We start from the raw sequence: 25,152 nt of genomic DNA, 5'->3' as shown, positions 1-25,152 counted from the left end.
TCGCTCCGCCCCACGGGAGCCGGAGCTGGACACATACCGCAGGAACCGGAGCCGCCCATGCGAGACACCCGAACGGCCGTGATTCTGGCGAACAGCCACGAAAAGCGATGGCGGTGGGAGCTTCAAGGCGAGATGCTGCTCCAGCGGGTCCGGCGCATCCTGGAGGGATTTTTCGACCGGGTGCTGGTGGTCGCCCCGGACCCGGCCCCTTTCCGGGCTCTGGGGCTGGAGGCCGTGGCGGACGAGTACCCCGAGGCCCGGCTGCTGGGCGCGATCACCACCGGGCTCCAGCACGTGCAGAGCCTTCACGCGGTGGTCGTGGGCGCAGACATGCCGTTCCTGAACCGCAGGGTGATCCGCCACCTGTACGGGCTCCGCCGGGGCTGGGACGTGGTGGTGCCCCGGGGGAAGGAGGGGTTCGAGCCGCTGTGCGCGGTGTACGCCAAGACCTGCGTGGCCGCGATGGAGGAGCGCATCCGACGGGGGAACCTGAAGGTGCTGGACCTGATCTCGGAGGTCCGGACCCGGATCGTGGGCCGGGACGATCTGGAGGTGCTGGACCCGGCGGGCCTGGCGTTTCGGAACGTCCACACCCCGGCCGACCTGGACGCGTGCCGGCTGCACCTGGCCCGGCTCCGGGGCTTCGGGCCCCCGGCCGTCTCGTTCGTGGCCAAATCGGGCACAGGCAAGACCACCCTGCTCGAGAAGGTGATCCGTGAGCTCACCCGGCGGGGGTACCGGGTAGGAACCATCAAGCACGATGCTCACCGGTTCGAGATCGACCACGAAGGCAAGGACTCCTGGCGGCTTACCCGGGCCGGGGCGAGCCCCATGGTGATCTCCTCGGCCGAGAAGCTCGCCATGGTGCACCCCAACGGCCGGGGCGAGATGACCCTGGAAGAGATCATCTACCGGTTCATGACCGAGACCGACATCGTGCTGACCGAGGGATACAAGACGGGCACCCTGCCCAAGATCGAGGTCCACCGGGCGGCCCGCAGCCCCGAGCTGCTGTGCGCCGCCCCGGACGGCCGCCTTCTGGACCACCGCCTGATCGCCGTGGTCAGCGACGCAGCCCTCGACCTTCCCGTGCCGGTGCTCCCCCTGGACGACCCCGGCCCGGTCTGCGACTTCCTGGAGGCCCGATTCCTGACCGGCTCCTGACTCCGATCCGGACGATCCGTCCGGGAGGGCCCGCCATGCTGGGAGTTCGAGGCCGCTCCCCGCACGCCCCTCCGACCCGGATCCCCCCGGTCATGGGGACCCAGCACCCCGACAACGTCTCGGCCGTTCCGTTCGGCACGTCCCCCCGGGTGGGCCGGGATCTGGAGGGCGAGAAGGTGCTCCCCAACATCTCCGTCCTGGACCTGCCCCCGGGCCGGGGTCTTCTGCCCCCCTTGCCGACCCCGCCCCCGTGGGGGAGAGGACGAGCCGGCTCGGAAATCGCCGGAAGTACCTCCCCGACTTTTCGGAGGGCCTCGAGGAGCTCCTCCGTACCCTACCGGATCCGCTCCGCAAGATACGCCTTACCCTCCTCGGACTGATCTCCTCGAACAGCCCCGCGGGCACAAGCAGGGCAAGCCGCCCGAGGCTCTCCGCCCTCACAACAGCATCCACCGGACCTTTCCGGCCAGGGCCGAGCAGGTAGCTGACAAACAGATTCGCGTCGAGCAGAACTCTCACGGGCTCACCGCCCCCCGAACCTCACACGGCCAGACCGGGCCAGTACCTCCTGTCGCCACGTCACCTGCTAGGCCTGTTTGAGCTCTGATGCTCTTCGAACGACAACAGAACCGCCCGGGGCCGACCCCGGGACTCGATCACCACCCCTTCCAGGTGGTTAGCCGCCTACTCGCGCGTCGCACCCAGGTGGACCTTTTCTTCCGTTGCGGACACGGTCTCACGCATGGCTGCCTTTTTCGCCGATGACCTCGCAAGCCGCCTGGCCGCCTTTCCCCTTTCTTCATCCAGGCGCCGGTCGTTGCTCCCCGAGGGAGCCCCCTGACAAACGCCCTCGTGGAAGAGCGCGGCCGGATGATCCGCCGAGCTCCAGCGCACCCACGGAGTCCTTCACCCCGGGCCGCCGTCCAGCTGTCTCATGGCCCCCGACGAAAGCTTCGCTCTCGGCGGACTTCCCCAAGTCCTCCCTCTTGTAGCATCGTGTCCGTTACCAAAGTCCCCGCACCTTCTCTATCCTCTCTCGAGAGAGTGCCCTTTGGCACTCGTCCTCTGCACGTTTCCTTCCAATCTCGGCCACCAGTCGGATACCGAGGGTCTGGGTACTCCAATAAGGGTTCGGAGGCGGCTATCCATTCTTTCCACATGTCGGAAATGTTGCCGATCCACGAGTATCCGACACCGTACGAGGCCGCCCTACCAGCATTCCTGTTTTGTTGAGGGCGGGTCTTCTCGGGCGGCAAAACGGCCACCGGGTGCACAGCAGCACCACAGTGGCCGTCTCGTTCAACCCGTGCCGCCCACCCCGTGGCCCATCCATGGCCCCCTTCCCGAAGGGGGGCAAGCCCGTCCCACCCTCTTGTCAGTTGGTGAGGTTCACCTCCCGCAGCAGGTGGGTGGCTCGACAGTTGTGCCAGATGGGACACTGAGCCCAGTTTTCTGGAAAGCCCATGGCCTCTCGCGACAACTCAGGGTAATTTTTCAACAAGCGCACCAGCCGGCATGACCACCGGGACTGTGGGGCTACTTGGTTCATCAAGTACCGGAGCACAGTCAATACGCCGAAGATCCGATTGTCAGGCACCTTTACAGGGTTATGCCACTCAGGGTGTTTCCGGCCCCTTGGAATCTTCGGTTTGATAGGCATTTCCCGGTTCCAAAGCCTTCCATGATGGGCACAGACATTTCGGACAAAGTTCAACACCTGTAGCCAAGACTTCAGGATATCGTCCACCAGCCCGAATTCTTCTGCCAGTTTTCGAAGCATGGGCTTCTGAAGATTCCTGCAAAACGTGAAAAGATCTCCAAACGTCATAAGGCTCGAGAGCATCCAGAAAGGGAGGTGCCGCTCTTCCGTATATCGTGTGCGATAGTGACGTACGAATTCCTCTCTTGCATGTTCGACTCGTTTCTGCATCCCCAAGAGCCAGGAGGTGTGATCACTCGTTTTCCACTGGCGGTGAAAGTTGGAAAGATCCAGATATCCGAAAGGTCCATGGGCTTCGCAGAAGAGATGGACGGCTCGGGTTCGGATGGCGATCTCTGCGCGTTCGATAGCGTCCATCACGAGAACGCGAAGTTGGCGATCGAAGGTGTAGCGGGACCACACGTCCTGGAAGCGGGTCCCTTCTCGGAACCGGTTAAGACGGATCTTTCCAGTAGGGTCGTCCGGATCGGCTTCGCGGAAGGAATACCAGTAGGCGCTGAGGCGGTAGTAGTTCACCTGCTGGAGGGTCTGGACGAGCTGCTCGGGGTCGGCCTGCATCCCCCGTTCGAGGAGTCTCTGCGCTTGGGCCTCATAGGTAAGAAAGGGTTTCTCGTACCTCATGGGTCGCCCCCCAGATTGCTGGCAACTCGCCTCCCATAAAGCAAAAACCCGCCAAAAGTGAGCGTATCCCCTGAAGGGGCAGAGGCTTGGCGGGTATGCTCTCCATATTCCTTTTCGGCCAATGCGATGATTATCTAAAATATACGCATCCCGCCTTTCATGTCCACCAAAAATCTTTGCATCCGCCTCCCTGCAGAGGACAACCCCTCCCCCGGGTCCGCAAGAGTTTCCCACCCGCCTCAAAAAGGTTAGTTGGCTACGAGCCTCCCGAGGCTCCGCCCTTCGGGATGGACTCGGCCCCTCCTTGGGCCTCACCCTTCGGGCGCGCCTTCGGCGCGTCCGATTCCGCTCTCCTGCGGAATCGTCGAACCCCATCGGGGGTTCTCACCCTCCGAGCGTGCCCCTTCCCCCCGGCTTCGCTGCCCGCCCAAACGACGACGCCGCTCCCCTGCGGAAACGGCGATTCCTTTCGAATGGCACGCCCTCCGGGATGGACTCGGCCCCTCCCTGAGCCTCGCCCTTCGGGCGATCCCTTCGGGATCGTCCGATTCCGCTCTCCTGCGGAATCGTCGAACCCCATCGGGGGGTCTCATCCTCCGAGCGTGCCCCTTCCCCCCGGCTTCGCTGCCCGCCCAAACGACGACGCCGCTCCCCTGCGGAAGCGGCGATTCCTTTCGAATGGCACGCCCGGAGGGATTCGAACCCCCGACCTACGGATTCGAAGTCCGGCGCTCTATCCGGCTGAGCTACGGGCGCGCAAGGGGGTTTATGCTCCCACGGGCGGGGGGGCGAGTCAAGGCGTGGTTGACCTGTAGCGCACTTTCGTTTACAAGAACTGGGTTGGGGCTGCAAAACCGCGGTTGGAGACGACGCCCATGCTCGGGAAACGACTCAAGCAGGCCCGCAGGGCCCGAGGATTCAGCCTGGAGGAGCTCGCTAGACGAACGGGGTTCTCCAAAAGCTTCCTCTCCCAGATCGAGAACGACAAGAACTCCCCCTCGATCGCCAGCCTGAAGAAGATCACCCAGGCCCTCGGGGTAAGCATCGGCGAGATGTTCGCCGACAACCGGGACGAGCAGGTCTACTTTCTCAAGAAGGCCGACCGGGTGCCCTACGAGGTGGTAAAGGACAAGGTCATCTTCGAGTTCGGGGCATCCAAGGTGCCGAACCGGAAGATGGAGGTGATCTTCTTCACCCTGCTGCCGGGAGGCGAGAGCGAGGGCGAGTACACCCACGAGGGCGAGGAGTTCGGCACGGTGCTCGAGGGCACCCTGGTGTTCGAGCTGGGGGGCCGGGAGTACCGCATGGAGCCCGGCGACTCGATCTACTTCACCTCGTCGATCCCCCACCGGTGGCGAAACCCCGGCCCGGACGTGATGCGGGCCATCTGGGTCGTGACCCCGCCGAGCTTCTAGGTAGCCATGGACATCTTCCAGCGTTCGATCCACTCCAACGTGAAGCAGGTGGACGAGGACCACCTGCTGGTCACCAGCACCCTGCTGGACCTGGAGCACTCGTTCCACCTGGAGCTGCGGGTCCGGCTGTCCGACGGGCTGATCGAGGAGGCCCGGGCCAACATGACCAAGGCCCCCCTGAACCGGTGCCACGCCGGCGCCGAGGGGGTGCGGCGGCTGGAGGGGCTCACGATCGGCCGGGGCATCGTCAAGGAGATCAGCCGCCGGCTCGGCGGGCCCCGGGGCTGCGCCCACATGGTGGAGCTGATCACCGATGCCGTGCGCCTGGTGTCGATGATCCGGATCGGGGCCTCGGTCAACTACTGGGACGAGCTCAAGAAGACCATGACCGAGGACGAGATCGTGGCCCACGGCAAGAAGCGCCTCAAGAACACCTGTCTGGTGTTCGCCGAGGACTGATACCAATTTGCGATCAAGATGAGCTCATAGAGGGGCGATTTGGGGGCCGTCGGTCCTCCGCCGGAAAAGACGGCCTCGCCGAAGCCGCTACGGCTCGGTCCGCTGCGGCGCGTGAGAGCACGCGCCGCGGGCGCCCCCCTGCGCCGAGCGGCTTGAACGGCTCGGCCGTAGCGCTCCGGTCCAACGGCCCCCAAATCGCTGGCTTCGAATGCGACCTGGTATGAGCATGGAGACGAAGATCTACACCCTGAAGGAAGCGGTGGGGCTGTTCGTCCACCCGGGGGACCGGGTGGTCATGGGCGCGGCCCTGGAGTCCCTGATCCCGTTCGCGGTGGGCTACGAGATGGTGCGCCAGGGCATCGGAGATCTCACCCTGATCGGCCCCATCTCGGACATGCTGTTCGACGTGCTGATCGGGGCCGGGGCCGTGGCCCGGGTGGAGGCGGCCTGGGTGGGCAACGTGATGATGGGGTCGGGGTACAACTTCCGGCGGGCCGTGGAGCGGGGGGAGCCCCGGCCCCTGGAGGTGGTGGATCACACCAACTTCACGATCCAGACCGGGCTCAAGGCCGCCAGTCAGGGCCTGCCGTACCTGCCCACCCGCACGGCCCTGGGGAGCAGCCTGCTCGAGCGCAACCCAGGTCTCGTCCCGACCCGCTGCCCGTTCACGGGCGAGCCCCTGGTGGCGGTGCGGGCCATCGAGCCCGACGTGGCCGTACTCCACGTGCAGCGGGCCGACGCCCGGGGCAACGCCCACGCCTGGGGCAACCTGGGGGTGACCCAGGAGGCCGCGTTCGCGGCCGACCGGGTGCTCGTGGTGGCCGAGGAGATCGTGCCGCCCTGGGTGATCGCCAGCGACCCCAACCGCACCCTGATCCCGGGGTTCCGGGTGAGCGCCGTGGTGGAGGCCCGGTGGGGCAGCCACCCCTCCCCCTGCCAGGGGTACACCAACCGGGACCACGGGTTCTACCGGGAGTACCACCGGGCCAGCCGGACCCGGGAGGGGTTTGAGGCCTGGCTGGACGAGTGGGTCACCGGCCTGGCCGACCACACCGAGTACGTGGAGCGGCTGCGGGCCGCGGGACGGCTCGAGGCCCTGGCCGTGCGGGACCACGCGTACACCGTGGCCGCGGACTTCGGGTACTGAGCCGGGGAGGACGAACCATGGCCGCCTACACCCCCGGGGAGCTGATGATCGCCCGGGCCGCCCGGGAGATCGGCGACCGGGAGCTCGTGTTCGTGGGGATGCGCCTGCCCCTTCTGGCGTTCCTGCTGGCCCGGTCCACCCACGCGCCCCAGGCCGTGGGGCTGTTCGAGAACGGGGTGCTGCGGGACTCGCCCACCCCGGACCCCCTGATCACCATGAGCGACCCCCCCAACCTCAGGGGCGCGCGCATGTGCATGGGCATGGAGCTGGCCATGGGCCTGCTGCAGGCCGGCCGGGTGGACCTGGGGTTCATCGGTGGGGCCGAGATCGACCGGTACGGAAACCTGAACACCACCGAGGTTGGGCCCGACGGCGCCGGAATCCGGCTGCCCGGCAGCGGCGGGGCGTGCGACATCGCGTGCATGGCCGGCCGGCTCGTGATCGTGATGAAGCACGAGCGCCGGCGGTTCGTGGAGCGGGTGCGCTACGTGACGAGCCCGGGCCACGGCACCGGCCGAACCTGGCGGGAGGAGAACGGGCTGCCCGGGGGCGGCCCGGCGGCCGTGATCACGGACAAATGCGTGTTCACATTCCACCCCCGCACCCGGGAGATGGTGGTGGCCTCGGTCCACCCAGGGGTGGACCCGGACGAGGTCCGCGCCCTCACGGGGTGGCCCGTGGTGATCCCGAGCCCCGTGCCCCGGACCCCCGAGCCCACCGCGGAGGACCTGGCCGTGATCCGGCGCTACGACCCCGAGGGGTTCTGGAGCCGGTGACAGCGGCCGGGAAGCTCCATCAGGCCCCTGCGGGGCCCTACAACGGGGAAGGTACTAAGACCTGCAAACGTATTGCCAGGGTGCGGGGTGCGGGGTGGGGGCCTGGTTCCGGCCGGGCGCGAGTGCGGCATCCGATCGCCGCGCCTTCTCATGCCGCCGCTTACGCGTCGATCCAGGCCACGATAGCGGAACTCTCGGAATCCGGAGGGGATCCGGGCGTTCGGGGGGCGCGGCGAGCTAAGGGGCCGCACCCGGCGCTCCACCAGACCCCCACCCCGCACTCCCCAAGGGGAAGGGGCACGGGACGGAAGACGGGAAATCCCGAAAAGCAGTGTGAGTTCCCGGGGGGATCCTCTCGGGGCACCGGAGAGCCTTTTTTCTGTCCACCGACTTCTGAATTCTGGCCCCTGAAACCCCTGCCCCCCAGGCTGTGGTGAGAGCCACTTGGCCTAGGGGCCAGGAGACCGAAGACCGTCGACCGTTGACCGACGACCGAAGTTATATGGAAGCCTCCTATGTGACCGCATGGAGGACCGGCAGGCTGAAGGCCGCGGTCCGGGCCGCGTACCGCCGGCTCGCGGCCTGCGACCTGTGCCCCCGCCGGTGCGGGGTGAACCGGCTGCGCAACGAGCGGGGCGCCTGCCGAACCGGGCTCCACGCCAAGGTGGCCTCGGCAGGGCCCCACTTCGGGGAGGAACGGCCCTTGGTGGGCCACGGCGGCTCCGGCACGGTGTTCTTCGCCGAGTGCAACCTGCGCTGCCGGTTTTGCCAGAACTGGGACATCTCCCAGCAGGGCGAGGGCTCGGAGACCCCGGTCCACCGCTTGGCCCGGATCTTCCTGTGGATCCAGGGCCGCGGGTGCCACAACCTGAATCTGGTCACCCCCTCCCACGTGGTGCCCCAGATCCTCGCCGCCCTGAGCCTGGCCGCGGCCCGGGGGCTCCGGATCCCCGTGGTGTACAACACCGGGGCCTACGACGCCAGGGCCACCCTGGAGCTCCTGGACGGGGTGGTGGACGTGTACATGCCCGACCTGAAGTGGACCGACCCGGAGGTGGGGGCCCGCCTGGCCGACGCGCCCGACTACTGGGAGGTGGCCCGGGAGGCCGTGGCCGAGATGCACCGGCAGGTGGGGGACCTGGAGATCGACGACCGGGGCCTGGCCGTGCGGGGCCTTTTGGTGCGGCACTTGGTCCTGCCCGGCGGGCTGGCCGGCACCCAGGAGGTGATGACCTTTCTGGCCGACAGGATCTCGCCCCGCACCTATGTGAACGTGATGGGCCAGTACCGGCCGGTGGGCGAGGCCCACGCCCTGCCGCCCCTGGACCGCCGGGTCACCCGGGACGAGGTGGCCGAGGCGGTCCGCATCGCCCGGACTGCCGGGATCACGCGCCTCGACCGCTGATACCAAGTTGCGTTCAAACAAAGATCCATCGAGGGCCGGAACCAGGCCCCTTGCCCCCCGCTTCAGGGGTCCGATAGCTCTGAATGCAACTTGGTATGAGGCGCCGGGCTCACGCCCGGCGCGCCTCGTGCCGGCGGCCGCCCACGCAGCAGCACACGGCCAGGCACGCGGCCGTGACCCCCAGGGCCACCCAGGTCAGGGGGGTCCACCGGTCCGGGGTGTAACCGAACGCCCACCCCGACACCACCATGGCCACGGCCACGAGGAGGGCCAGGCCGGAGAACACGCGGCACGGTTTCGACTCCCAGAATCCCATGGCGCTTCCTCCCGGCGGGGCCCGAGGCCCCCGCCTTCCCAGTAACTTCGGTCGTTGGTCGTCGGTCGAAAGCCCGTCTCGACTTCGGAGTCGGGGGGGATGGGGCCTGCTGGAGCGCCGGGCGCTCACGCACGATACAAGGCTAGCCCGTTCGGCCCGGAACACAACCCCCTTGCCGCGGCGTACGCGAGGTCCCCATGGAAGCTTGGATCAAGATCGTGGCCCACTACGTGGCCCTGGCCTCCGAGGCCATGGCGGTCTACTTCATCCTGGCGGGCATCGTCCAGGCCCTGTGGCTGTACGTGCGCCAAGGACTGCGCCCCGGCGGGGGCCACCGGGTGCTGCTGGCCATGCGCCGGGAGCTGGGCCACAACCTGTCTCTGAGCCTGGAGTTCCTGATCGGGGCCGACGTCATGAACACCGCCATCTCCCCCTCGTGGCAGGACATCGGGCAGCTGGCCGCGATCGTGGGCATCCGCACGGTGCTGAACTTTTTCCTGCACCACGAGCTGGGCGGAACCGCGGGCGGGGAAGGGGGGCCCCAGACGTGACAAAGCCCCGGACGGCCGGGCCGTCCGGGGCTTTTGTTCGTGCACGTGTGTGCGGTGGGAGAGGTCAGCCCCCGCCCAGCAGGGACCAGAGCACACCGGCGGCGATGGCCGAGCCGATCACCCCGGCCACGTTGGGCCCCATGGCGTGCATCAGCAGGAAGTTGGTGGGGTCCTCCCGGGCGCCCACCATCTGGGCCACCCGGGCCGAGTCGGGCACCGCGCTCACCCCTGCCGCCCCGATCAGGGGGTTGATCTTGTTCCTGGTGAACAGGTTCATGGCCTTGGCGAACAGCACCCCGGCCGCCGTGGCCACGGCGAAGCTGGCCGCACCCAGGGCGAAGATCTTGAGGCTCTGGGGGTTCAGGAACGTCTCGGCCGAGGCGCTCGCCCCCACGCTCACCCCCAGCAGGATGGTCACGGTGTCGATGAACGCCGACTTGGCCGTGTTGGACAGCCGGTCGGTGACCCCGCTCTCCTTGAGGAGGTTGCCGAAGAACAGCATGCCCAGCAGGATCACGGCGCCCGGCGCGATCAGGGTGCAGATCAGGAACGACGCGATGGGGAACAGGATCCGCTCCAGCCGCGAGGCGCTCTTGGCCGGCGGCATCTTGATCTGCCGCTCCTTCTTGGTGGTCAGCAGGTACATGACCGGGGGCTGGATCACCGGCACCAGGGCCATGTACGAGTAGGCCGCGATGGCCACCGGCGCGATCAGGTGGGGCGCCAGCCGGGAGGCCAGGAAGATCGAGGTGGGCCCGTCGGCCCCGCCGATGATCCCGATCGAAGCCGCCTCGGCCGGGCTGAACCCCAGCCACAGGGCGCCGGCCAGGGTGGCGAAGATGCCGAACTGGGCGGCCGCGCCCAGCAGGACCAGCCGCGGGTTGGCGATGAGCGACGAGAAGTCGGTCAGGGCCCCGATGCCCAGGAAGATGAGCGGCGGGTAGAACCCCTTGAGCACCCCCATGTAGAGGTAGTCCATCACCGTGGTCGGCCCGGCCGTGCCCGCCATAAACTCCTTGGAGATCAGCTGGAAACCCGGCGGCAGCGGGATGTTGGCGATCAGGATGCCGAACCCGATGGGGATGAGCAGAAGCGGCTCGTAGTGCTTCCGGATCGCCAGGTAGATGAACGTGCACCCCACCAGGAGCATCACCAGATGCCCCGGGGTGGCGTTCACGAACCCCGTGCCGCCCAGGAACTTGTACAGGAACCCGTCCATCCCTTCCATCAGCCGGCTCCGATCACCACCAGCACCTCACCCACGCCCACGTCCTGGCCCTTGGTCACCTTGACCTCGGCCACCTTGCCGGACACGTGGGCCTTGATCTCGTTCTCCATCTTCATGGCCTCCATGACCACCACCGTGTCCCCCACGTCCACGGTGTCTCCGGCGTCCACCAGGATGTTCAGGATGTGGCCGGGCATGGGGGCCGTGATCACCTCGCCGTCCCCTGCGGGAGCGGCCGGAGCCGGCTCCGGGGCCGGCTTGGGGGCCGGGGCGGCAGGGGCCGGCGCCGGCTCGGGGCTGGGCGCGGCGGGGGCGGCCGGAGCGGCGGCGGCGGGCGCCGGGGCCGCGGCCCCGGACGGGATCTCCACGTCGTAGGCCACCCCGTTCACCACCACCTTGGCCCGGCCGCCGGCCAGGCTCTGGATCTCCACCGCGTAGGGTTGGCCGTTGATGACCAGATCGTATCGGCTCATGGGCAAATCCTCCGAAACAATAGGATCAGCAGGGTTGCGCGGCCTCGTTCGGCCGGGCGGTCACCGGTGAATCCGTTCCTGTCGTGCGGTCCGGCCGGCCATGGCCTCGAGCCGGCCGGCCAGCCCCCACGACCGGACGGCCGCCGGGCCGGCCGGTGGGGCCGACGGGGCGGCGGACGAACGGTGCAGGGCCAGGGCCGCCGCGATGGCGGCGGCCACCTCCGCCGGGGGCCCGGCGGCCACGCCCTCGAGGGCCAGGGCCACGGCCACGGCGGCCGCGGTGCGGGCCCCTTCGTCGTCCCCGGGGGCCGGGGCCTCGTCGGGCACGGGCGCCACCCGGGGGGCGGGGGCCGATGGCTCGGGGGTCTTTTCCGGCTTTCGGCTCCGGCCCTCGATCCGGGCCGTCAGCTCTTTGAAGAAGTGCATGTACACCGACAGCAGGAACAGGGCCACGAACACGACCCCCATTCCCACCATCGTGGTCTGGGCGGCGAACGTCCAAACGTCGGTCACGGCCGGCTCCTCACAGGGGGATGTTGCCGTGCTTGCGCGGGGGGTTGGTGTCGCGCTTGTTCCGGCACGCATCCAAGGCCTGAATGACCCGGATGCGGATATCCTCGGGCAGGATCACCTCGTCGATGTACCCCAGCTCGGCGGCCCGATACGGGTTGGCGAACCGCTCGGTGTACTCGGCGATCTTCTCCTCGCGGGCCTTCTTCGGGTCGTCGGCGGCCTTGATCTCCTTGCGGAAGATGATGTCCACGGCCCCTTGGGGCCCCATGACCGCGATCTCGGCCGTGGGGAACGCCAGGTTCACGTCGCCCCGGAGGTGCTTGGAGCTCATCACGCAGTAGGCGCCGCCGTAGGCTTTGCGAGTGATCACCGTGATCTTGGGCACCGTGGCCTCGGAGTAGGCGTAGATCAGCTTGGCCCCGTGCTTGATGATGCCCCGGTACTCCTGGTCGGTGCCGGGCAGATACCCGGGCACGTCCTCCAGGGTGACCAGGGGGATGTTGAACGCGTCGCAGAACCGCACGAACCGGGCGCCCTTCATGGAGGCGTCGCAGTCCAGGCACCCGGCCAGGTGGGCCGGCTGGTTGGCCACGATGCCCACCACCGCGCCGCCCATGCGGGCGAACCCCACCACGATGTTCGGGGCGTAGTGGGCGTGGACCTCCAGGAAGTCCCCGTTGTCCACCATGGCGGTGATGATCGTCTTGATGTCGTAGCCCTTGTTCGGGTTGTCGGGCACCACCTCGTTGAGCTCGGGGATCTTGCGGTCCACCGGGTCGTCGGTGGGCGCGAACGGCGGGTCCTCCAGGTTGTTGGAGGGCAGGAACGACAGGAGCCGCTTGATCTGGGCGATGCACTCCCGGTCGTCCTCGGCCGCGAAGTGGGCCACCCCCGAGCGCTGGTTGTGGGTCATGGCGCCGCCCAGGGCGTCCATGGTCACATCCTCGTTGGTCACGGACTTGATCACCCGCGGCCCGGTGATGAACATGTGGCTGGTGCCGTTCACCATGAAGATGAAGTCGGTCAGGGCCGGGCTGTACACGGCCCCGCCGGCGCAGGTGCCCATGATGGCCGACAGCTGGGGGATCACCCCGGAGCTCATCACGTTGCGGTGGAAGATGTTGGCGTAGCCGGCCAGGCTCTGGACCCCCTCCTGGATCCGGGCGCCGCCCGAGTCGTTCAACCCCACCATGGGCGCCCCGTTCTTCAGGGCCATGTCCATGACCTTGCAGATCTTGTTGGACATGGTCAGCGACAGGCTCCCGCCGAACACGGTGAAGTCCTGGGCGTAGGCGTAGACCAGCCGGCCGTCCACCTTGCCGTAGCCCGTGACCACCCCGTCGCCCGGGATCTTGGTCTTCTCCATGCCGAAGTTCGTGCACTGGTGGGTCACGAACTTGTCCACCTCCACGAACGTGCCGGGGTCGAAGAGCAGGTCCAGCCGCTCCCGGGCCGTGAGCTTGCCCTGGGCGTGGTGCTTGGCCACCCGCTCCTCACCGCCGCCGGCCTCGGCCTCGCGGTTCATGCGGGCCAGGAGTTCGAACTTCTCTTGCAGGCTCATCGAAGGTCCTCCTCAATCGAACAGAGGGCCGGGCAGGCCCGGCCCTGGATCCCGTCTCCCGGTGCCCCTCAGTTGATGGTCACCAACACGTCGCCCTTGGCCACGTTGTCGCCCTTGGCGCAGCGCACCTCGCCGACCACCCCGTCGGCCGGGGCCTCCAGGGCGTTCTCCATCTTCATGGCCTCGAGGATCACCACCACGTCCCCGGCCTTGACCGGGTCGCCCGGGCTCACCAGCACGTCCACCACCATGCCCGGCATGGGGGCCTCGAGGGCCGCCTTGGCCGCCGCGGCAGCAGGGGCGGCGGCCTCCGCCGTCGGCGCTGGGGCGGGCTCGGCCGGCTTAGGGGCCGGCGCCGCCGGGGCCGCGGGCGCGGCCGGGGCGGCCGGCGCCACCGAGGTCACCACCGGCGGGGCGCCCTCGGGCGCCTCCACCGCCACCTCGAACGCCTCGCCGTCCACGTATACCTTGTAGGTGCGGGCGCCGGCCGGGGGCTCGGCCTTGGGCCTCTCCACCAGCTCGCCGGCCAGGGCCTTGCGGCACAGCTCGGCCTCGCGCTCGGCGTCCTCCAGGGTGCGGGGCTTCCACTCCTCGGGCGGGGCCTCGAGGCCGTACTTCACCCGCAGGAACCGCTTGCCCGTGGTGGGGAACAGGGTGTACAGGAGCAGGTCCTTGCGGTCCTTGGCCAGGTCGCCCACCTCGGCCTTGGCTTTCTCGAGCTCGGGCTCCAGGATGTCGGCCGGCCGGCACGAGATCGGCTCCTCGCCCCGGGGGTAGCCCTTGAGGGCGAGCTTTCGCAGCTCGGGGTTGATCTCGGCCGGCGGGCAGCCGTACAGCCCGTAGCAGTAGTCCTTCACCTGGCCCGAGATCATCTTGTAGCGCTCCTCCAGGGAGCCGTCGGGGTTGCCGAACAGCACGTTCTGTACCGCCTGCACGCCCACGATCTGGCTGGTGGGGGTCACGAGCGGCGGGTACCCCAGGTCCTTGCGCACCCGGGGCAGCTCCCGGAACACGTCGCCCAGCCGGTCCTCGGCCCCGGCCTGGCGCAGCTGGTTGACCAGGTTCGACAGCATGCCGCCGGGCACCTGGTGCATCAGCACCCCGATGTCCACCACGGCCATGCGGGTGGTGTCGAGCAGGTGCCGGTACTTGGGCCCGATCCGCTCCAGGTACTCGGCCACCTCGTTCAGCCGCTCCAGGTCCAGCCCGGTGTCGCGCTCGGTGCCCTGGAGCATCACCACGATCGGCTCCACGGCCGGGTGGCTCGACCGGTTCGCGAACGGCGACGAGCAGGTGTCGATGATGTCCACGCCCGCGTCGATGGCCCGCTGGAAGGTGTACTCGGCCAGGCCCGAGGTGGTGTGGCAGTGAAGCTCCACCGGCAGCTTGGTGGCCTTCTTGATGGCCTTGATCAGGGCGTAGGCGTCGTCCGGGGCCAGCAGCCCGGCCATGTCCTTGATGCAGATCGAGTCGGCGCCCATCGAGGCGAAGGTCTTGGCCTTCTCCACCCAGTACTCCAGGGTGAAGATGGTGCCGCCCATCTTGCGCTCGGTCACGGTGTAGCTCAGGGCCGCCTGGAAGTGCATGCCGTTGCGCTTGATCGCCCGGGCCGCGGTCTCGAAGTTGCGCTCGTCATTGAGGGCGTCGAACACTCGGAAGATCTCGATGCCCGCGTCACAGGCCTCGTCTACGAACGCCTCGACCACGTCGTCGGCGTAGTTCCGGTACCCCACCAAGTTCTGGCCCCGCAGGAGCATCTGGAACTTCACCTCCTTGGGCACGTAGCGCCGCAGGCGCCGCGGCCGCTCCCAGGGATCCTCGCCGAGGAACCGGTGCATGGTGTCGAAGGTGGCCCCTCCCCAGACCTCCATGGCATGGTAACCCACCTTGCCGGCCGCCTCAGCGATGGCCTCGATGTCCTCGGTGCGCATCCGGGTGGCCAGCAGGCTCTGGTGGCCGTCCCGGAAGGTCAGGTCCGTGATCCTCAGCGGGTTCGGTTTCTTTGCCATGACGCACTCCTTCCCCTCGAAAGCCAAGTCGTTCGTCGTTGGGTTTTCGCTGCGGACGGAATCGGGCGGGTCAGGCGGGCCGGGCGATGCGGCGCTGCCACAGGGTGCGAAGGAGCATCGCGTCGTGGCGTCCGGTCAACGCCCAGGCGGACGGGCCCGGTGAGAGCGGCGGGGCCGGCTCAGCAGGGACCGCGGCCGCCGCCTGCGCCGCGGCCGCCTCCTCGAAAAACGCAAACAGTCCCGCCACCGCGGCGGCGATTCGTTTCCGTCGGGCCGGATCCATCGCAAACCCCTTCCCAGTAACTTCGGTCTACGGTCGTCGGTCTACGGTCGTTGGTCCGGGGCCTTCGGCCCCCTGGGCGGCTGGGCAGCTAGGCGGCTCTCGAACCGCGCCAAAGCTCGGGGGCATGGGGCCTGGTGGAGCGCCCGTCCCCTAACGGGCCGAGATCCCAGGAATTTCTCTAGGTTCTGGTCTCTAGTTTCTAGTCTCTAGATCGGGGCTGAAGGCGTCTCCCCGACCGCGTCAATGGCGCTTCGCGAGCACCGCCAGCACCCGGGCGCCCTGGTCGCCCTTAGCCAGCAGGCGGTGGCGCAGGTGGGACTCGAAGTACACGCAGTCCCCCTCCCGCAGCACGATCCGCTGGTCCTCCAGCAGGAGCTCCGCCTCCCCTTCGAGCATGAGCAGGAACTCCTCCCCCTCGTGGCTGTACTGGGTCTCGTCCTCGCGGGTCCCCGGGTCCACGTACAGCAGAAACGGCTCCATGATCTTGTCGCGCTTGCGGTGGGTCAGCGCCTGGTACACGTACCCGTGGCTCCCGCCGGTGCGGGAAATGACCCGCGTGACCACCGGCCGCTCCTCCCGCCGCAGGACCTCGTAGGCGTGCTCGGGCCCCTCGTCCCGGAAGAAGTACCCCATCGACACGCCCAACACCTTGGCGATCCGCGACAGCGTGGCGATGGGAGGCGAGACGTTGTTGTTCTCGATCTGGGAGATCAGGGCCGGGCTGAACCCCGTCTCGTCGGCCACCTCCTGCAAGGTCTTCCGGCGGCTGAGGCGCAGCGCCTTGATCTTGTTGCCGATGTTGAACTCTTCGGCCCCGGTGTCGGACCCGGCCGGCCGGCGGCGGGACCGCCGGCCCCGGCCCCGAGCGGGAGCCCGACCCGAGGTCGAGGTGCGTCGGGGGTCGGCGGTCTCGTCGGCCAATGCGGTTCGACTCCTGCCACAGGACACGGGATGGGGGCCAAAGGGTCGCCGCATTCTATGGGGCGACCCCAGGCGGGTCAAGCGTCTTTAGCGCCGCTCAAAAAATTTTAGCGCGGATAAACAGGGGGGCCACAAAAAACCCGCCCGAGCAGGGCGGGTCCGATCCGAACCGAAACCGGGGCGCGCTACGCGCCCTGGCCCACGTCGAAGCCCAGGCGGGCCGAGAGCTTCTTGCCGGCGTCCACCGCCAAGGGGATCAACTCCTCCTGGAGCCGCTCGTCCGTGAACCGGTACGCCGGGCCCGAGATCGAGATGCCGGCCACGACCCGGCGGGTGTAGTCCCGCACCGGCACGCCCACGCACCGGATGCCCTCGTCGAACTCCTCGTCGTCGATGGCGTAGCCCTGCTCCCGGATCTCCTCCAGCTGCCGCAGGAGCTCGTCCTTGTCGGTGATGGTGTTGCGGGTGTAGCGCTTCATCGGCGTCTCGCTCAGGATCCGCTCCACCTCGTCGGCCGACTCGAACGCGATCTGGGCCTTGCCCACGGCCGAGCAGTACACGGGAAGCCCCACCCCCACCCGGCTGACCACCCGCACCGGCTGCCGGGCCTCCACCACGTCCACGTACACCACGCGGTCGTCCCGGATCAGGCCCAGGTACGAGGTCTCGTTGCACTTCTCCACGATCTCCTCGAGGATGGGCCGGGCCATCTTCAGCAGCCCCATGTGCTTGATGAACACCTGCCCCAGCTCGAGAACCTTCAGACCCAGGCGGTAGTTGCCCGTGACCTTGTTCTGCTCGATATACCCCCGGCTCTCCAGGGTGGCGAGCAGCCGAAACACGTTGTTCTTGTGGAGGCCGAGCCGCTTGGACAGCTCGGTCACCCCGAGCTCCGTCTCCTCGCCCCGGAACTCCTCCAGCAGATCGAGGGCGTTGGTCACCGACTGGATGATGTAACTGGACTTTTTTCTCCTAGCCACCGGAATCCCTGTGCCTGCCCCCCGCAGGGGCCGTGAAAGGGTTTCTCGCTTGTGAAAGGCCGTTCATTCTACCCACGACCCCCCAGAGGGTCAAGAGCAAAACACGCCCCGGCTTTTCCAAAACACTTCGATCGGCTTCTCTCCGCGGTTTTCCTGCGGCGTCCTCCGGACGCCCGGAACCGAGCCCCGGGCCACGTCTTCCGTTCGGCACGGGAGGGCCCAATAATAAAATCGTGTTATGCAGCCGTCAACCGATTTCGGCCACTTTTTCCCGGGCCGGGGCAAAAAAAGCCGGCCCCTCGCGGGGCCGGCTCTCGTCGGTCGTTCGACCGGGTCCCGGCCGCCCTAGAGGTGGGGCAGCAGCGGCGCCACCACCAGGCTCACCACGCTCATCAGCTTGATCAGGATGTTCATGGAGGGGCCCGAGGTGTCCTTGAACGGGTCGCCCACGGTGTCGCCCACCACGGCGGCCTTGTGGGCGTCGGAGCCCTTGCCGCCCAGGGCGCCCTTCTCGATGTACTTCTTGGCGTTGTCCCAGGCGCCGCCCGCGTTCGCCATGAACAGGGCCAGCAGCACGCCGGTCACGGTGGCGCCGGCCAGCAGGCCGCCCAGGGCCTCGGCGCCCAGCACGAACCCGACCACCACCGGCACGATCACCGCGGTGAGCCCCGGCACGATCATCTTCCGCAGGGCCGCCTGGGTCGAGATCGACACGCAGGTCGCGGTGTCGGGCTTGGCCGTGCCCTCCATGAGGCCCGGGATCTCCCGGAACTGGCGGCGCACCTCGTTGACCATGTCGAAGGCCGCGTCACCCACGGCGGTCATGGTCATGGCGCCCACCAGGAACGGGATGATGCCGCCGATCAGCATGCCGATCACGGTGTTGGGGTCGGTCAGGTCGATCTGGGACAGGCCGGCGGCCGAGGCGTAGGCCGCGAACAGGGCCAGGGCGGTCAGCGCGGCCGAGCCGATGGCGAAGCCCTTGCCGATGGCGGCGGTGGTGTTGCCCTGGGCGTCCAGGGTGTCGGTGACCTCGCGGACCTCGGGGCCCAGCTCGGCCATCTCGGAGATGCCGCCGGCGTTGTCGGCGATGGGCCCGTAGGCGTCCACGCTCATGGTCACCCCCACGGTGGACAGCATGCCCACCGCGGCCACGCCGATGCCGTAAAGGCCCGCCAACTGGTAGGCGCCGAAGATCGCGGCGCAGATGAGCAGCACGGGGATCGCGCAGCTCTCCATGCCCACCGCCAGGCCGGTGATGATGTTGGTGGCCGGCCCGGTCTGGGAGGCCTCGGCGATCCGCACGATCGGCTTGGCCGAGGTGTAGTACTCGGTGACGAGCCCGATGGCGATGCCGGCCACCAGGCCGAACAGCACCGCGTAGAACACGCCCACGGGCAGGCCGAGCTTGTTGCCGATCAGGTAGGCGCCGATCACCAGCAGAATGGCCGACACGAAGGTCACGTTGCGCAGGGCCTTGGCCGGACCCTGGTTCTCCAGGACCTTCATCGAGACCACGCCGATCACGCTAGCCACCAGGCCCGCCATGATCACCAGCAGCGGGTAGGCCATGTAGGCCAGCTTCTCGGTGGCCGGGATCACGCTGCTGGTGGCCGCGATGGCAATGGTGGCCACCACCGAGCCCACGTACGACTCGAAGATGTCCGCACCCATGCCGGCGGTGTCGCCCACGTTGTCGCCCACGTTGTCGGCGATGGTGGCCGGGTTGCGGGGATCGTCCTCGGGGATGCCGGCCTCCACCTTGCCCACTAGGTCGGCGCCCACGTCGGCCGCCTTGGTGTAGATGCCGCCGCCCACGCGGGCGAACAGGGCGATGGACGAGGCGCCCATGGCGAACCCGTTGATGTACTGGGCGCTCTCGGGGGTACCGAACACGTAGAAGGCCACCCCCAGGCCCAGCAGGCCCAGGCTGGCCACCGAAAGCCCCATCACGGCCCCGCCGGAGAACGCCATGTACAGGGCCTTGCCCATGCCGGTGTCCCGGGCGGCCTCCGAGGTGCGCACGTTGGCCCGGGTGGCCGCCTTCATGCCGAAGAACCCGGCGGCCATGGAGCACAGGGCGCCGCCCAGGAACGCCCAGGCGGTCATGGGGGCGATCTTCCAGAACAGCAGCAGGAACACGACAGCGATGAAGATGACGAGGATCTTGTACTCGCTCTGCAGGAACGCCATGGCGCCTTCGTGGATCAGGTCGGCGATCTCCCGCATGCGCTCGTTTCCGGCGGGTTGGTTCTTGATCCACGAGTAGATCAAGGCGGCCACGATCAGCCCGCCGATGCCCACAAGGGGCGCGTACACGGTCCAGCTGGTCAGGTTCTCCATGTTTCCCTCCCTTCCGAAAAAGAGTTAGGTGTGAAACCGGTTCATGGCCCGAACAGGCCCTTCCCCAACGATATGGCAAACGGCGTCGGCGGCGCGCTCCCGAATCGCCGGAATCTCCACGGCCTCGTCGGCCGTAAAGGGGCTCAACACGTAGTCGACCACCCCCCCCTTCCCCTCCGGCCGACCGATCCCCACCTTCACCCGGATGAACTCGCCGGTGCCCAGCACGGTCAAGATCGACCGGATGCCGTTGTGGCCCCCGTGGCCCCCCTTCACCCGGATCCGGATCGTGCCGAACGGCAGATCCAGGTCGTCGTGCACCACCACGAGACGGTCGGGCTCCACCCCCAGCTTGTCCAGGAGCCGGCCCACCGCCTCCCCGCTTCGGTTCATGTAGGTCTGGGGCTTGGCCAGCCACACCGGGGTGCCGGCCCACCGCCCCTCGGCCACCCGGGCCCGGCACGCGTCGCGCCAGCGGCCGACCCGGACACGGCCGGCCACCTCGTCCACCACCTGGAACCCGATGTTGTGCCGGGTGGCCTCGTACTCGGGCCCGGGGTTGCCGAGCCCCACCACCAGAAACGGCGCCATATCCGCCCCGTACCGTCAGCCCGGCGACCGGACGGGCGCGCGCCCCTCCGGGATCGGGAGGCAAGGCACCCGCCGGAGAGCCGGGCGCGGCCCCTTCGCTCGCCGCGCGGCGAATCTCAGTTTCCGGCTTCGCGCTCGGCCGGAGGCGGGTCCCTTGCCCCGCCTCCAAAAGAACGCGCCCACTCTGGGTGCCGTCTAGGCCTCGGCCTCTTCCTCCTCGGCCTCCTCGCCGCCCTCCTCGTACCCGGTGGGCGCCACCACCACGCACACCGCGAGCTCGGGGCTGGTGAGGATGCGCACGCCCTCGGGGGGCTCGAGATCACCCACGTGCACCGACTCGCCGGGCTTCAGCTCGGTGACGTCCACCACGATGGCATCGGGCAGGTCGTCGGGCTTGCAGGCCACCCGCACCTCCCGCCGCACGATCTGGAGGATGCCGCCCAGCTTCACGCCGATGGCCGTGCCCTGGACGTGGATCGGGAGGGTGGCGTGCATGGTCCGATTCGGGTCCAGCTTGTAGAAGTCGGCGTGGATGAACCGCCGCTTCACCGGGTCCACCTGCAGGTCCTTCACGATCACCCGGATCCCGTCCAGATCGGGGTCGGGGCTCTTCAGCCGGAGGAACACGTTGCGCTGGGCCGGGGTGTTCAGGGCCCGCACCAGGTCCTGCTCGCGAAACGTCACCGGCCGGGGGGCGAACTCCGGGCCGTACACCACCCCGGGGGTCCGGCCGGCGGCACGGGCCTTGCGGGCCGCGCCCTTGCCCACCCCTTCCTTGATCTCCACGGAGAACTCGAATTCGGCATGCATGGCTCTTCTTCCTTTCCAGGGGAACGTCTTCGGGATCAGACGAAAAGGGAGCTGACCGACCCGCACTCGGTGATCCGCCGGATCGCCTCGGCCAGCAGGCCGGCCACGGTCACGGCGTGGATCTTGCCGCTCTCCCGGGCCTTGGCGCTCAAGGGGATCGTGTCGGTCACCACCACCTGCTCCAGGGGGGAGTCCACGATGCGGTCCACCGCCGGGCCCGACAGCACCGGATGGGTCGCGGCCGCGAACACCCGGCGGGCCCCGTTCTTCTTCAGGGCCCGGGCCGCGTTGGTCAGGGTGCCGGCGGTGTCGATCATGTCGTCCAGCAGCAGGGCGTCGCGGTCCTGCACGTCGCCGATGATGTGCATGACCTCGCTCACGTTGGCCTTCTCCCGACGTTTGTCGATGATGGCCAGGCCCGCATCCAGCCGCTTGGCGAACGCCCGAGCCCGCTCCACCCCGCCGGCGTCGGGGCTGACCACCACCAAGTCGTCGCCGGGGAGCCGGCGCCGGAACTCCTCGAGCAGCACCGGCGTGGCGTAGAGGTTGTCCACGGGGATGTCAAAGAAGCCCTGGATCTGGCCGGCGTGGAGGTCCACGGTGAGGATCCGGTCGGCCCCGGCCACGGTGACCAGGTCGGCCACCAGCTTGGCCGTGATCGGCACCCGGGGGTTCACCTTCCGGTCCTGGCGGGCGTACCCGTAGTAGGGCATCACCACCGAGATGGAGTTGGCGCTCGCCCGTTTGAGGGCGTCCATCATCACCAGGAGCTCCATCAGGTGGTCGTTGACCGGCGGGCAGGTGGGCTGCACCACGAACACGTCCCACCCCCGGACGCTCTCCTCCACCTCCACCGCCACCTCGCCGTCGCTGAACCGGCGCACCACGGCCCGGCCCAGGGGCAGGCCCAGCCGGCGGCAGATCGCCTCGGCCAACGGGCGGTTGGCATTGCCTGTGAACACTCGAACGTTATGCATTGGGATATCGACGAAAGACCCGGTCGGCCGGGGAGCCGCCGGGAGTCTGGGGTCTGGCTGGGGCGGCAGGATTCGAACCTGCGAATGCCGGAATCAAAATCCGGTGCCTTACCTCTTGGCGACGCCCCAACACGAACCGGTTAGCTTCTGTCCTGGAACGGGAACTCCCCCGGGCCCAGGGTTCGCACCACCCGTGCCGTCCACCCCCGCTCCCGGGCCCGGGGCCCGAGCCGGGCGAGGCCGGCCTCCGCAGCCCCCCGGTCAGGGTACAGGCCGAAAGCCGCGGACCCGGACCCGGTCATGGCGGCCGCTGCCGCTCCGGCTCCGCGGAGGGCCTCCACGGCCTCGGCCACCTCCGGGCACTCGGCCCGAGCGGGCGGCTCCAGGTCGTTGCGCACCTGTGCCCGGACCCCCCGGAAATTGAACTGCGCTATCCTAGGGGCCGGCCCCGGGGAAGTCAAGCCCCTGGCAAAGCGCGAAAACACGCGGGCCGTCGAAAGATTTACGCCGGGCCACACCACCACCAGCCACAGGGGCTCGGCCTGAGCCACGGGCCGGACCCGCTCGCCCACCCCCTCGACCCAGGCCGGGCCGGCCGCGAAGAAGAACGGCACGTCCGCGCCCACCCGGAAGGCGGCCTCCCTCCGGGCCGCTTCGGACAGGGTGCGGCCGAACAACCGCTCCATGCCCAGCACGACGGCCGCCGCATCGCTCGACCCGCCCCCCAGCCCCGCCCCGGCCGGGATGCGCTTGTCCAGGGAGATCCGGATCCCGGCCCTCACCCCGGCAGCCCGCAGGTAGTACCGCGCGGCCCGGGCGCAGAGGTTCTCGTCGCCCTCCGGCCCCCCGCCCTCCACCTGGACCCGGCCGGGCTCGGCCAGGGGCTCGAGCACGAGCCGGTCGAACCACGACACCGGCGCCATGAGCATGCGCAGGTCGTGGTACCCGTCGGGCCGTCGGCCGAGCACCTCGAGGTAGAGGTTCACCTTGGCGGGCGCCCACAGGGGCAGCTGGGGCATGGCTCTCGCGGCTCCGTCAAAGGAAAAGGGCCTGGGTTCGCGACCCAAGCCCTTCTCGCGGCGCATGGTGCCCAGGGGCGGAATCGAACCACCGACACGGGGATTTTCAGTCCCCTGCTCTACCGACTGAGCTACCTGGGCCCTTCCGAGGCTGCGGAGATTACCCCGGCCGTTTCCCCCCTGTCAAGACGCTCCAGCCGGGGGATCCCCGGCCCCCCCTGCGAGCCCCAAGGTTCGCAGGAACCCCAGGGCCTCCTCCAGGGCCCGGCCCTTGGGGCCGTCGGTGGACACCCAGGTCTGGACCGGCTCGCCCTCGGCCCGGGGCTCCCACGCCCGGCGGGTCCGGCGGAACACCTCCCATCCCGCGTCCGACGGCCCCTTGCGGGGCTTCGACAGCCGCCGCCGGATCTCCGCCTCGGAGGCCCGGCACCCGATCAGGCCGCACCGCACCCCCCCCGACCGGGCCACGGCCGCCAGCTCCCGGCGCCACCGGGCCTCGCGGAACGACGCGTCCACCAGCACCCGCCGGCCCCGAAACAGGCCCTCGCGGGCCCGCCGGAACACCTCCCGGTAGGTGCGCTCGGTCCACTCGGCCGTGTAGATGCCCCGGCCGAACGGGGCCGCGGCCGACTCCTCCGGATCGAGGCCGGCCAGCTCCTTGCGAACCCGGTCCGTGTCGATGACCCAGAACCCCGCCCGCTCGGCCAGGCCCCGGGCTAGGGTGGACTTCCCGCTCCCCGGCAGGCCGGCCACCCCCAGCAGGGCGGGCCGCCGCTCCGGCGGCTCCAGCTCGTCCAAGGCCACCAGCCAGTGGGCCCGGGCCGAGGCCAGGGCCTGGGCCCGCTGGTCGGCGGGCACCTCGGGCTCCAGCGCCGCGAACCCCTCCACCTTGGCCCGCACGCACGCCCGGTAGGCGGCGTAGAACGGGAACAGGGCCTCGCCCTCCGGGTCTGCCGCGGCGGCCGCGTAGGCCCGTCGGAACCGGCCGGCCAGGTCCCTGCGGCCCCGGAACGCCAGGTCCATGGCCAGGAACGCCGCGTCCGCCACGGGGTCGGCGTACCGGAACCGCTCGTTGAACTCGATGCAGTCCACCACCACCCACCGCCGGTCGGGCGGCCGGCGCGGAAAGTCGTACACGTGGTCCAGGTGCAGGTCGCCGTGGGTGTCGCAGGGAACGCCCCGCCGGGCCCGGTCGTCGATCCGCGGCCCCAGGGCCTCCAGCGCCTCCCGGGTCCGCCGGAGGACGCGGTCGTACACCTCGTCCGACACCGTGGTGCCCCGGTGCCCCCCGGTCTGCTCGAAGTTCTCCAGGGCGTTGCGGGCCACCACCGCGCTTCGGCCGTACCGGGCCGTGTGGGGACCCCGATCGGCCCCGGCGTGGAACCGTGCCAGGAACGCCGCCAAGGCCTCCAGGTCCTCGGGCCCCTCGGCCCCGGCCTCCAGCCGCCGCAAAAGGGTGGCCCGCTCGGGCAGGCGCCGCATCCACACGGCCCACTCCACCACCTCGCCCTCCCCGTCCACCCGCACCCGGCCGGCCCGCACGGTGACCGGGACCACGCCCAGGTACACCCCCGGCGCCAGGCGCCGGTTCAGCCGGACCTCCTCCTCGCAGAAGTGCCGCCGCCGCTCCAGGGTGGTGAAGTCCAGGAACCCCAGGTCCCGGGGTTTCTTGATCTTGTAGACGTAGGGGCCGGCCAGGAACACGGCCGAAATGTGGGTCTGCCGCATCACCACGTCGCGGCACGGATGGGGGTACGCATCGGGGCGGCACAGGGCCGCGGTCACGGCTTCGAAGTCCATGGCCTTCACGGCTGGGAAGCTGGAAAGCTAGCGAGGCTGGGAGGCTCGGGGTCAGGAAGAGACCTCCTCC

General features: G+C 69.0%; 23 protein-coding genes and 3 tRNA genes. 7 read left to right on the top strand and 19 right to left on the bottom strand.

The annotated features are described in order from the left end of the window. The first annotated feature begins 57 nt into the window (after positions 1 to 57). Positions 58 to 1,164: a molybdopterin-guanine dinucleotide biosynthesis protein B gene (mobB, locus tag DEFCA_RS24325; RefSeq protein WP_025323746.1), complete on the top strand. Its 1,107-nt coding sequence runs from the start codon at positions 58 to 60 to the stop codon at positions 1,162 to 1,164. 1,375 nt (positions 1,165 to 2,539) lie between these two features. On the opposite strand, the gene DEFCA_RS21670 is transcribed toward mobB, so the two are convergent. Further along, a complete protein-coding gene (locus tag DEFCA_RS21670) occupies positions 2,540 to 3,505 on the bottom strand; it encodes an Abi family protein (RefSeq protein ID WP_169709598.1) in 966 nt (321 codons plus the stop codon). Between the two features lie 679 nt (positions 3,506 to 4,184). Beyond that, a tRNA-Arg gene (locus DEFCA_RS0114580) sits at positions 4,185 to 4,261 on the bottom strand. A 119-nt stretch (positions 4,262 to 4,380) separates the two neighbouring features. On the opposite strand from DEFCA_RS0114580, the gene DEFCA_RS0114575 reads away from it, so the two are divergent. From DEFCA_RS0114575 to DEFCA_RS0114555, 5 genes are all read left to right on the top strand, one after another. Beyond that, the gene (locus DEFCA_RS0114575) at positions 4,381 to 4,920 is read left to right on the top strand and encodes a cupin domain-containing protein (protein ID WP_025323745.1); all 540 of its coding nucleotides are present in this window, start codon (positions 4,381 to 4,383) and stop codon (positions 4,918 to 4,920) included. Between the two features lie 6 nt (positions 4,921 to 4,926). Beyond that, positions 4,927 to 5,379: a DUF2889 domain-containing protein gene (locus DEFCA_RS20905; protein WP_025323744.1), complete on the top strand. Its 453-nt coding sequence runs from the start codon at positions 4,927 to 4,929 to the stop codon at positions 5,377 to 5,379. Between the two features lie 226 nt (positions 5,380 to 5,605). Beyond that, positions 5,606 to 6,526, top strand: coding sequence for a CoA transferase subunit A (locus DEFCA_RS0114565; RefSeq protein ID WP_025323743.1), 921 nt, complete (start codon positions 5,606 to 5,608; stop codon positions 6,524 to 6,526). A gap of 17 nt (positions 6,527 to 6,543) precedes the next feature. Next, positions 6,544 to 7,302: a CoA-transferase subunit beta gene (locus DEFCA_RS0114560; protein ID WP_025323742.1), complete on the top strand. Its 759-nt coding sequence runs from the start codon at positions 6,544 to 6,546 to the stop codon at positions 7,300 to 7,302. Positions 7,303 to 7,819: 517 nt separating this feature from the next. Then, a complete protein-coding gene (locus DEFCA_RS0114555) occupies positions 7,820 to 8,707 on the top strand; it encodes a radical SAM protein (protein ID WP_245693487.1) in 888 nt (295 codons plus the stop codon). A 109-nt stretch (positions 8,708 to 8,816) separates the two neighbouring features. Here DEFCA_RS0114555 and DEFCA_RS0114550 read toward each other — a convergent pair whose 3' ends face one another. Continuing rightward, positions 8,817 to 9,023, bottom strand: a complete 207-nt coding sequence (locus tag DEFCA_RS0114550) for a hypothetical protein (RefSeq protein ID WP_025323740.1) — start codon at positions 9,021 to 9,023, stop codon at positions 8,817 to 8,819. Between the two features lie 197 nt (positions 9,024 to 9,220). On the opposite strand from DEFCA_RS0114550, the gene DEFCA_RS0114545 reads away from it, so the two are divergent. After that, positions 9,221 to 9,574 (top strand): DUF1622 domain-containing protein, encoded by a 354-nt coding sequence (locus tag DEFCA_RS0114545; RefSeq protein ID WP_025323739.1) that lies wholly within the window; start codon positions 9,221 to 9,223, stop codon positions 9,572 to 9,574. A gap of 64 nt (positions 9,575 to 9,638) precedes the next feature. Here the strand turns inward: DEFCA_RS0114545 and DEFCA_RS0114540 are convergent, their stop codons facing one another. The 16 genes from DEFCA_RS0114540 to DEFCA_RS0114465 all read right to left on the bottom strand — a co-directional run bounded on the left by DEFCA_RS0114540 (position 9,639) and on the right by DEFCA_RS0114465 (position 25,082). Next, on the bottom strand, positions 9,639 to 10,793 hold the full coding sequence (locus DEFCA_RS0114540; protein ID WP_025323738.1) for a sodium ion-translocating decarboxylase subunit beta: 1,155 nt from the start codon (positions 10,791 to 10,793) through the stop codon (positions 9,639 to 9,641). 8 nt (positions 10,794 to 10,801) lie between these two features. Continuing rightward, on the bottom strand, positions 10,802 to 11,275 hold the full coding sequence (locus tag DEFCA_RS0114535) for a biotin/lipoyl-containing protein (RefSeq protein WP_025323737.1): 474 nt from the start codon (positions 11,273 to 11,275) through the stop codon (positions 10,802 to 10,804). 60 nt (positions 11,276 to 11,335) lie between these two features. Then, on the bottom strand, positions 11,336 to 11,788 hold the full coding sequence (locus DEFCA_RS0114530; protein ID WP_025323736.1) for an OadG family protein: 453 nt from the start codon (positions 11,786 to 11,788) through the stop codon (positions 11,336 to 11,338). A gap of 10 nt (positions 11,789 to 11,798) precedes the next feature. After that, on the bottom strand, positions 11,799 to 13,343 hold the full coding sequence (locus tag DEFCA_RS0114525; RefSeq protein WP_025323735.1) for a carboxyl transferase domain-containing protein: 1,545 nt from the start codon (positions 13,341 to 13,343) through the stop codon (positions 11,799 to 11,801). Positions 13,344 to 13,417: 74 nt separating this feature from the next. Further along, complete coding sequence (locus DEFCA_RS0114520; RefSeq protein WP_025323734.1) at positions 13,418 to 15,358, bottom strand: pyruvate carboxylase subunit B; 1,941 nt, start codon at positions 15,356 to 15,358, stop codon at positions 13,418 to 13,420. Between the two features lie 70 nt (positions 15,359 to 15,428). Further along, positions 15,429 to 15,641, bottom strand: coding sequence for a hypothetical protein (locus tag DEFCA_RS22385; RefSeq protein ID WP_025323733.1), 213 nt, complete (start codon positions 15,639 to 15,641; stop codon positions 15,429 to 15,431). A 240-nt stretch (positions 15,642 to 15,881) separates the two neighbouring features. Further along, entirely contained in the window at positions 15,882 to 16,439 is a 558-nt protein-coding gene (locus tag DEFCA_RS0114510; RefSeq protein WP_029734138.1) for a cupin domain-containing protein, read from the bottom strand. A gap of 308 nt (positions 16,440 to 16,747) precedes the next feature. Beyond that, the gene (locus tag DEFCA_RS0114505; RefSeq protein ID WP_025323731.1) at positions 16,748 to 17,542 is read right to left on the bottom strand and encodes an IclR family transcriptional regulator; all 795 of its coding nucleotides are present in this window, start codon (positions 17,540 to 17,542) and stop codon (positions 16,748 to 16,750) included. Positions 17,543 to 17,887: 345 nt separating this feature from the next. Beyond that, positions 17,888 to 19,885, bottom strand: coding sequence for a sodium-translocating pyrophosphatase (locus DEFCA_RS0114500; protein ID WP_029734137.1), 1,998 nt, complete (start codon positions 19,883 to 19,885; stop codon positions 17,888 to 17,890). A gap of 24 nt (positions 19,886 to 19,909) precedes the next feature. Further along, on the bottom strand, positions 19,910 to 20,476 hold the full coding sequence (gene pth / locus DEFCA_RS0114495) for an aminoacyl-tRNA hydrolase (protein ID WP_025323729.1): 567 nt from the start codon (positions 20,474 to 20,476) through the stop codon (positions 19,910 to 19,912). Between the two features lie 195 nt (positions 20,477 to 20,671). Continuing rightward, a complete protein-coding gene (locus DEFCA_RS0114490) occupies positions 20,672 to 21,286 on the bottom strand; it encodes a 50S ribosomal protein L25 (RefSeq protein ID WP_025323728.1) in 615 nt (204 codons plus the stop codon). Between the two features lie 35 nt (positions 21,287 to 21,321). Then, positions 21,322 to 22,263, bottom strand: coding sequence for a ribose-phosphate pyrophosphokinase (locus DEFCA_RS0114485; protein ID WP_025323727.1), 942 nt, complete (start codon positions 22,261 to 22,263; stop codon positions 21,322 to 21,324). A gap of 54 nt (positions 22,264 to 22,317) precedes the next feature. Next, positions 22,318 to 22,392, bottom strand: a tRNA-Gln gene (locus tag DEFCA_RS0114480). An 11-nt stretch (positions 22,393 to 22,403) separates the two neighbouring features. Then, positions 22,404 to 23,282 (bottom strand): 4-(cytidine 5'-diphospho)-2-C-methyl-D-erythritol kinase, encoded by an 879-nt coding sequence (gene ispE / locus DEFCA_RS0114475; protein WP_025323726.1) that lies wholly within the window; start codon positions 23,280 to 23,282, stop codon positions 22,404 to 22,406. A 65-nt stretch (positions 23,283 to 23,347) separates the two neighbouring features. Beyond that, positions 23,348 to 23,423 (bottom strand) — tRNA-Phe (locus DEFCA_RS0114470). Between the two features lie 42 nt (positions 23,424 to 23,465). Beyond that, on the bottom strand, positions 23,466 to 25,082 hold the full coding sequence (locus tag DEFCA_RS0114465) for a bifunctional aminoglycoside phosphotransferase/ATP-binding protein (protein ID WP_025323725.1): 1,617 nt from the start codon (positions 25,080 to 25,082) through the stop codon (positions 23,466 to 23,468). Positions 25,083 to 25,152 lie beyond the last annotated feature (70 nt).

Origin of the sequence: Deferrisoma camini S3R1 (assembly GCF_000526155.1) — a bacterium.
GTDB lineage: Bacteria > Desulfobacterota > Deferrisomatia > Deferrisomatales > Deferrisomataceae > Deferrisoma > Deferrisoma camini.
Note: the sequence above shows the minus strand (reverse complement) of the source record. Positions and strands in the feature narration are given on the sequence as shown.

Excerpts from the sequence above, each read along its gene's own strand:
- DEFCA_RS21670 (WP_169709598.1), bottom strand. The coding sequence starts at position 3,505 with ATGAGGTACGAGAAACCCTTTCTTACCTATGAGGCCCAAGCGCAGAGA.
- DEFCA_RS0114545 (WP_025323739.1), top strand. The coding sequence starts at position 9,221 with ATGGAAGCTTGGATCAAGATCGTGGCCCACTACGTGGCCCTGGCCTCC.
- DEFCA_RS0114490 (WP_025323728.1), bottom strand. The coding sequence starts at position 21,286 with ATGCATGCCGAATTCGAGTTCTCCGTGGAGATCAAGGAAGGGGTGGGC.
- DEFCA_RS0114540 (WP_025323738.1), bottom strand. The coding sequence starts at position 10,793 with ATGGACGGGTTCCTGTACAAGTTCCTGGGCGGCACGGGGTTCGTGAAC.
- DEFCA_RS0114465 (WP_025323725.1), bottom strand. The coding sequence starts at position 25,082 with ATGGACTTCGAAGCCGTGACCGCGGCCCTGTGCCGCCCCGATGCGTAC.
- pth (WP_025323729.1), bottom strand. The coding sequence starts at position 20,476 with ATGGCGCCGTTTCTGGTGGTGGGGCTCGGCAACCCCGGGCCCGAGTAC.
- DEFCA_RS0114575 (WP_025323745.1), top strand. The coding sequence starts at position 4,381 with ATGCTCGGGAAACGACTCAAGCAGGCCCGCAGGGCCCGAGGATTCAGC.
- DEFCA_RS0114565 (WP_025323743.1), top strand. The coding sequence starts at position 5,606 with ATGGAGACGAAGATCTACACCCTGAAGGAAGCGGTGGGGCTGTTCGTC.
- DEFCA_RS0114520 (WP_025323734.1), bottom strand. The coding sequence starts at position 15,358 with ATGGCAAAGAAACCGAACCCGCTGAGGATCACGGACCTGACCTTCCGG.
- DEFCA_RS0114535 (WP_025323737.1), bottom strand. The coding sequence starts at position 11,275 with ATGAGCCGATACGATCTGGTCATCAACGGCCAACCCTACGCGGTGGAG.
- DEFCA_RS20905 (WP_025323744.1), top strand. The coding sequence starts at position 4,927 with ATGGACATCTTCCAGCGTTCGATCCACTCCAACGTGAAGCAGGTGGAC.
- DEFCA_RS22385 (WP_025323733.1), bottom strand. The coding sequence starts at position 15,641 with ATGGATCCGGCCCGACGGAAACGAATCGCCGCCGCGGTGGCGGGACTG.
- DEFCA_RS0114550 (WP_025323740.1), bottom strand. The coding sequence starts at position 9,023 with ATGGGATTCTGGGAGTCGAAACCGTGCCGCGTGTTCTCCGGCCTGGCC.
- ispE (WP_025323726.1), bottom strand. The coding sequence starts at position 23,282 with ATGCCCCAGCTGCCCCTGTGGGCGCCCGCCAAGGTGAACCTCTACCTC.
- DEFCA_RS0114560 (WP_025323742.1), top strand. The coding sequence starts at position 6,544 with ATGGCCGCCTACACCCCCGGGGAGCTGATGATCGCCCGGGCCGCCCGG.
- DEFCA_RS0114500 (WP_029734137.1), bottom strand. The coding sequence starts at position 19,885 with ATGGAGAACCTGACCAGCTGGACCGTGTACGCGCCCCTTGTGGGCATC.
- mobB (WP_025323746.1), top strand. The coding sequence starts at position 58 with ATGCGAGACACCCGAACGGCCGTGATTCTGGCGAACAGCCACGAAAAG.
- DEFCA_RS0114485 (WP_025323727.1), bottom strand. The coding sequence starts at position 22,263 with ATGCATAACGTTCGAGTGTTCACAGGCAATGCCAACCGCCCGTTGGCC.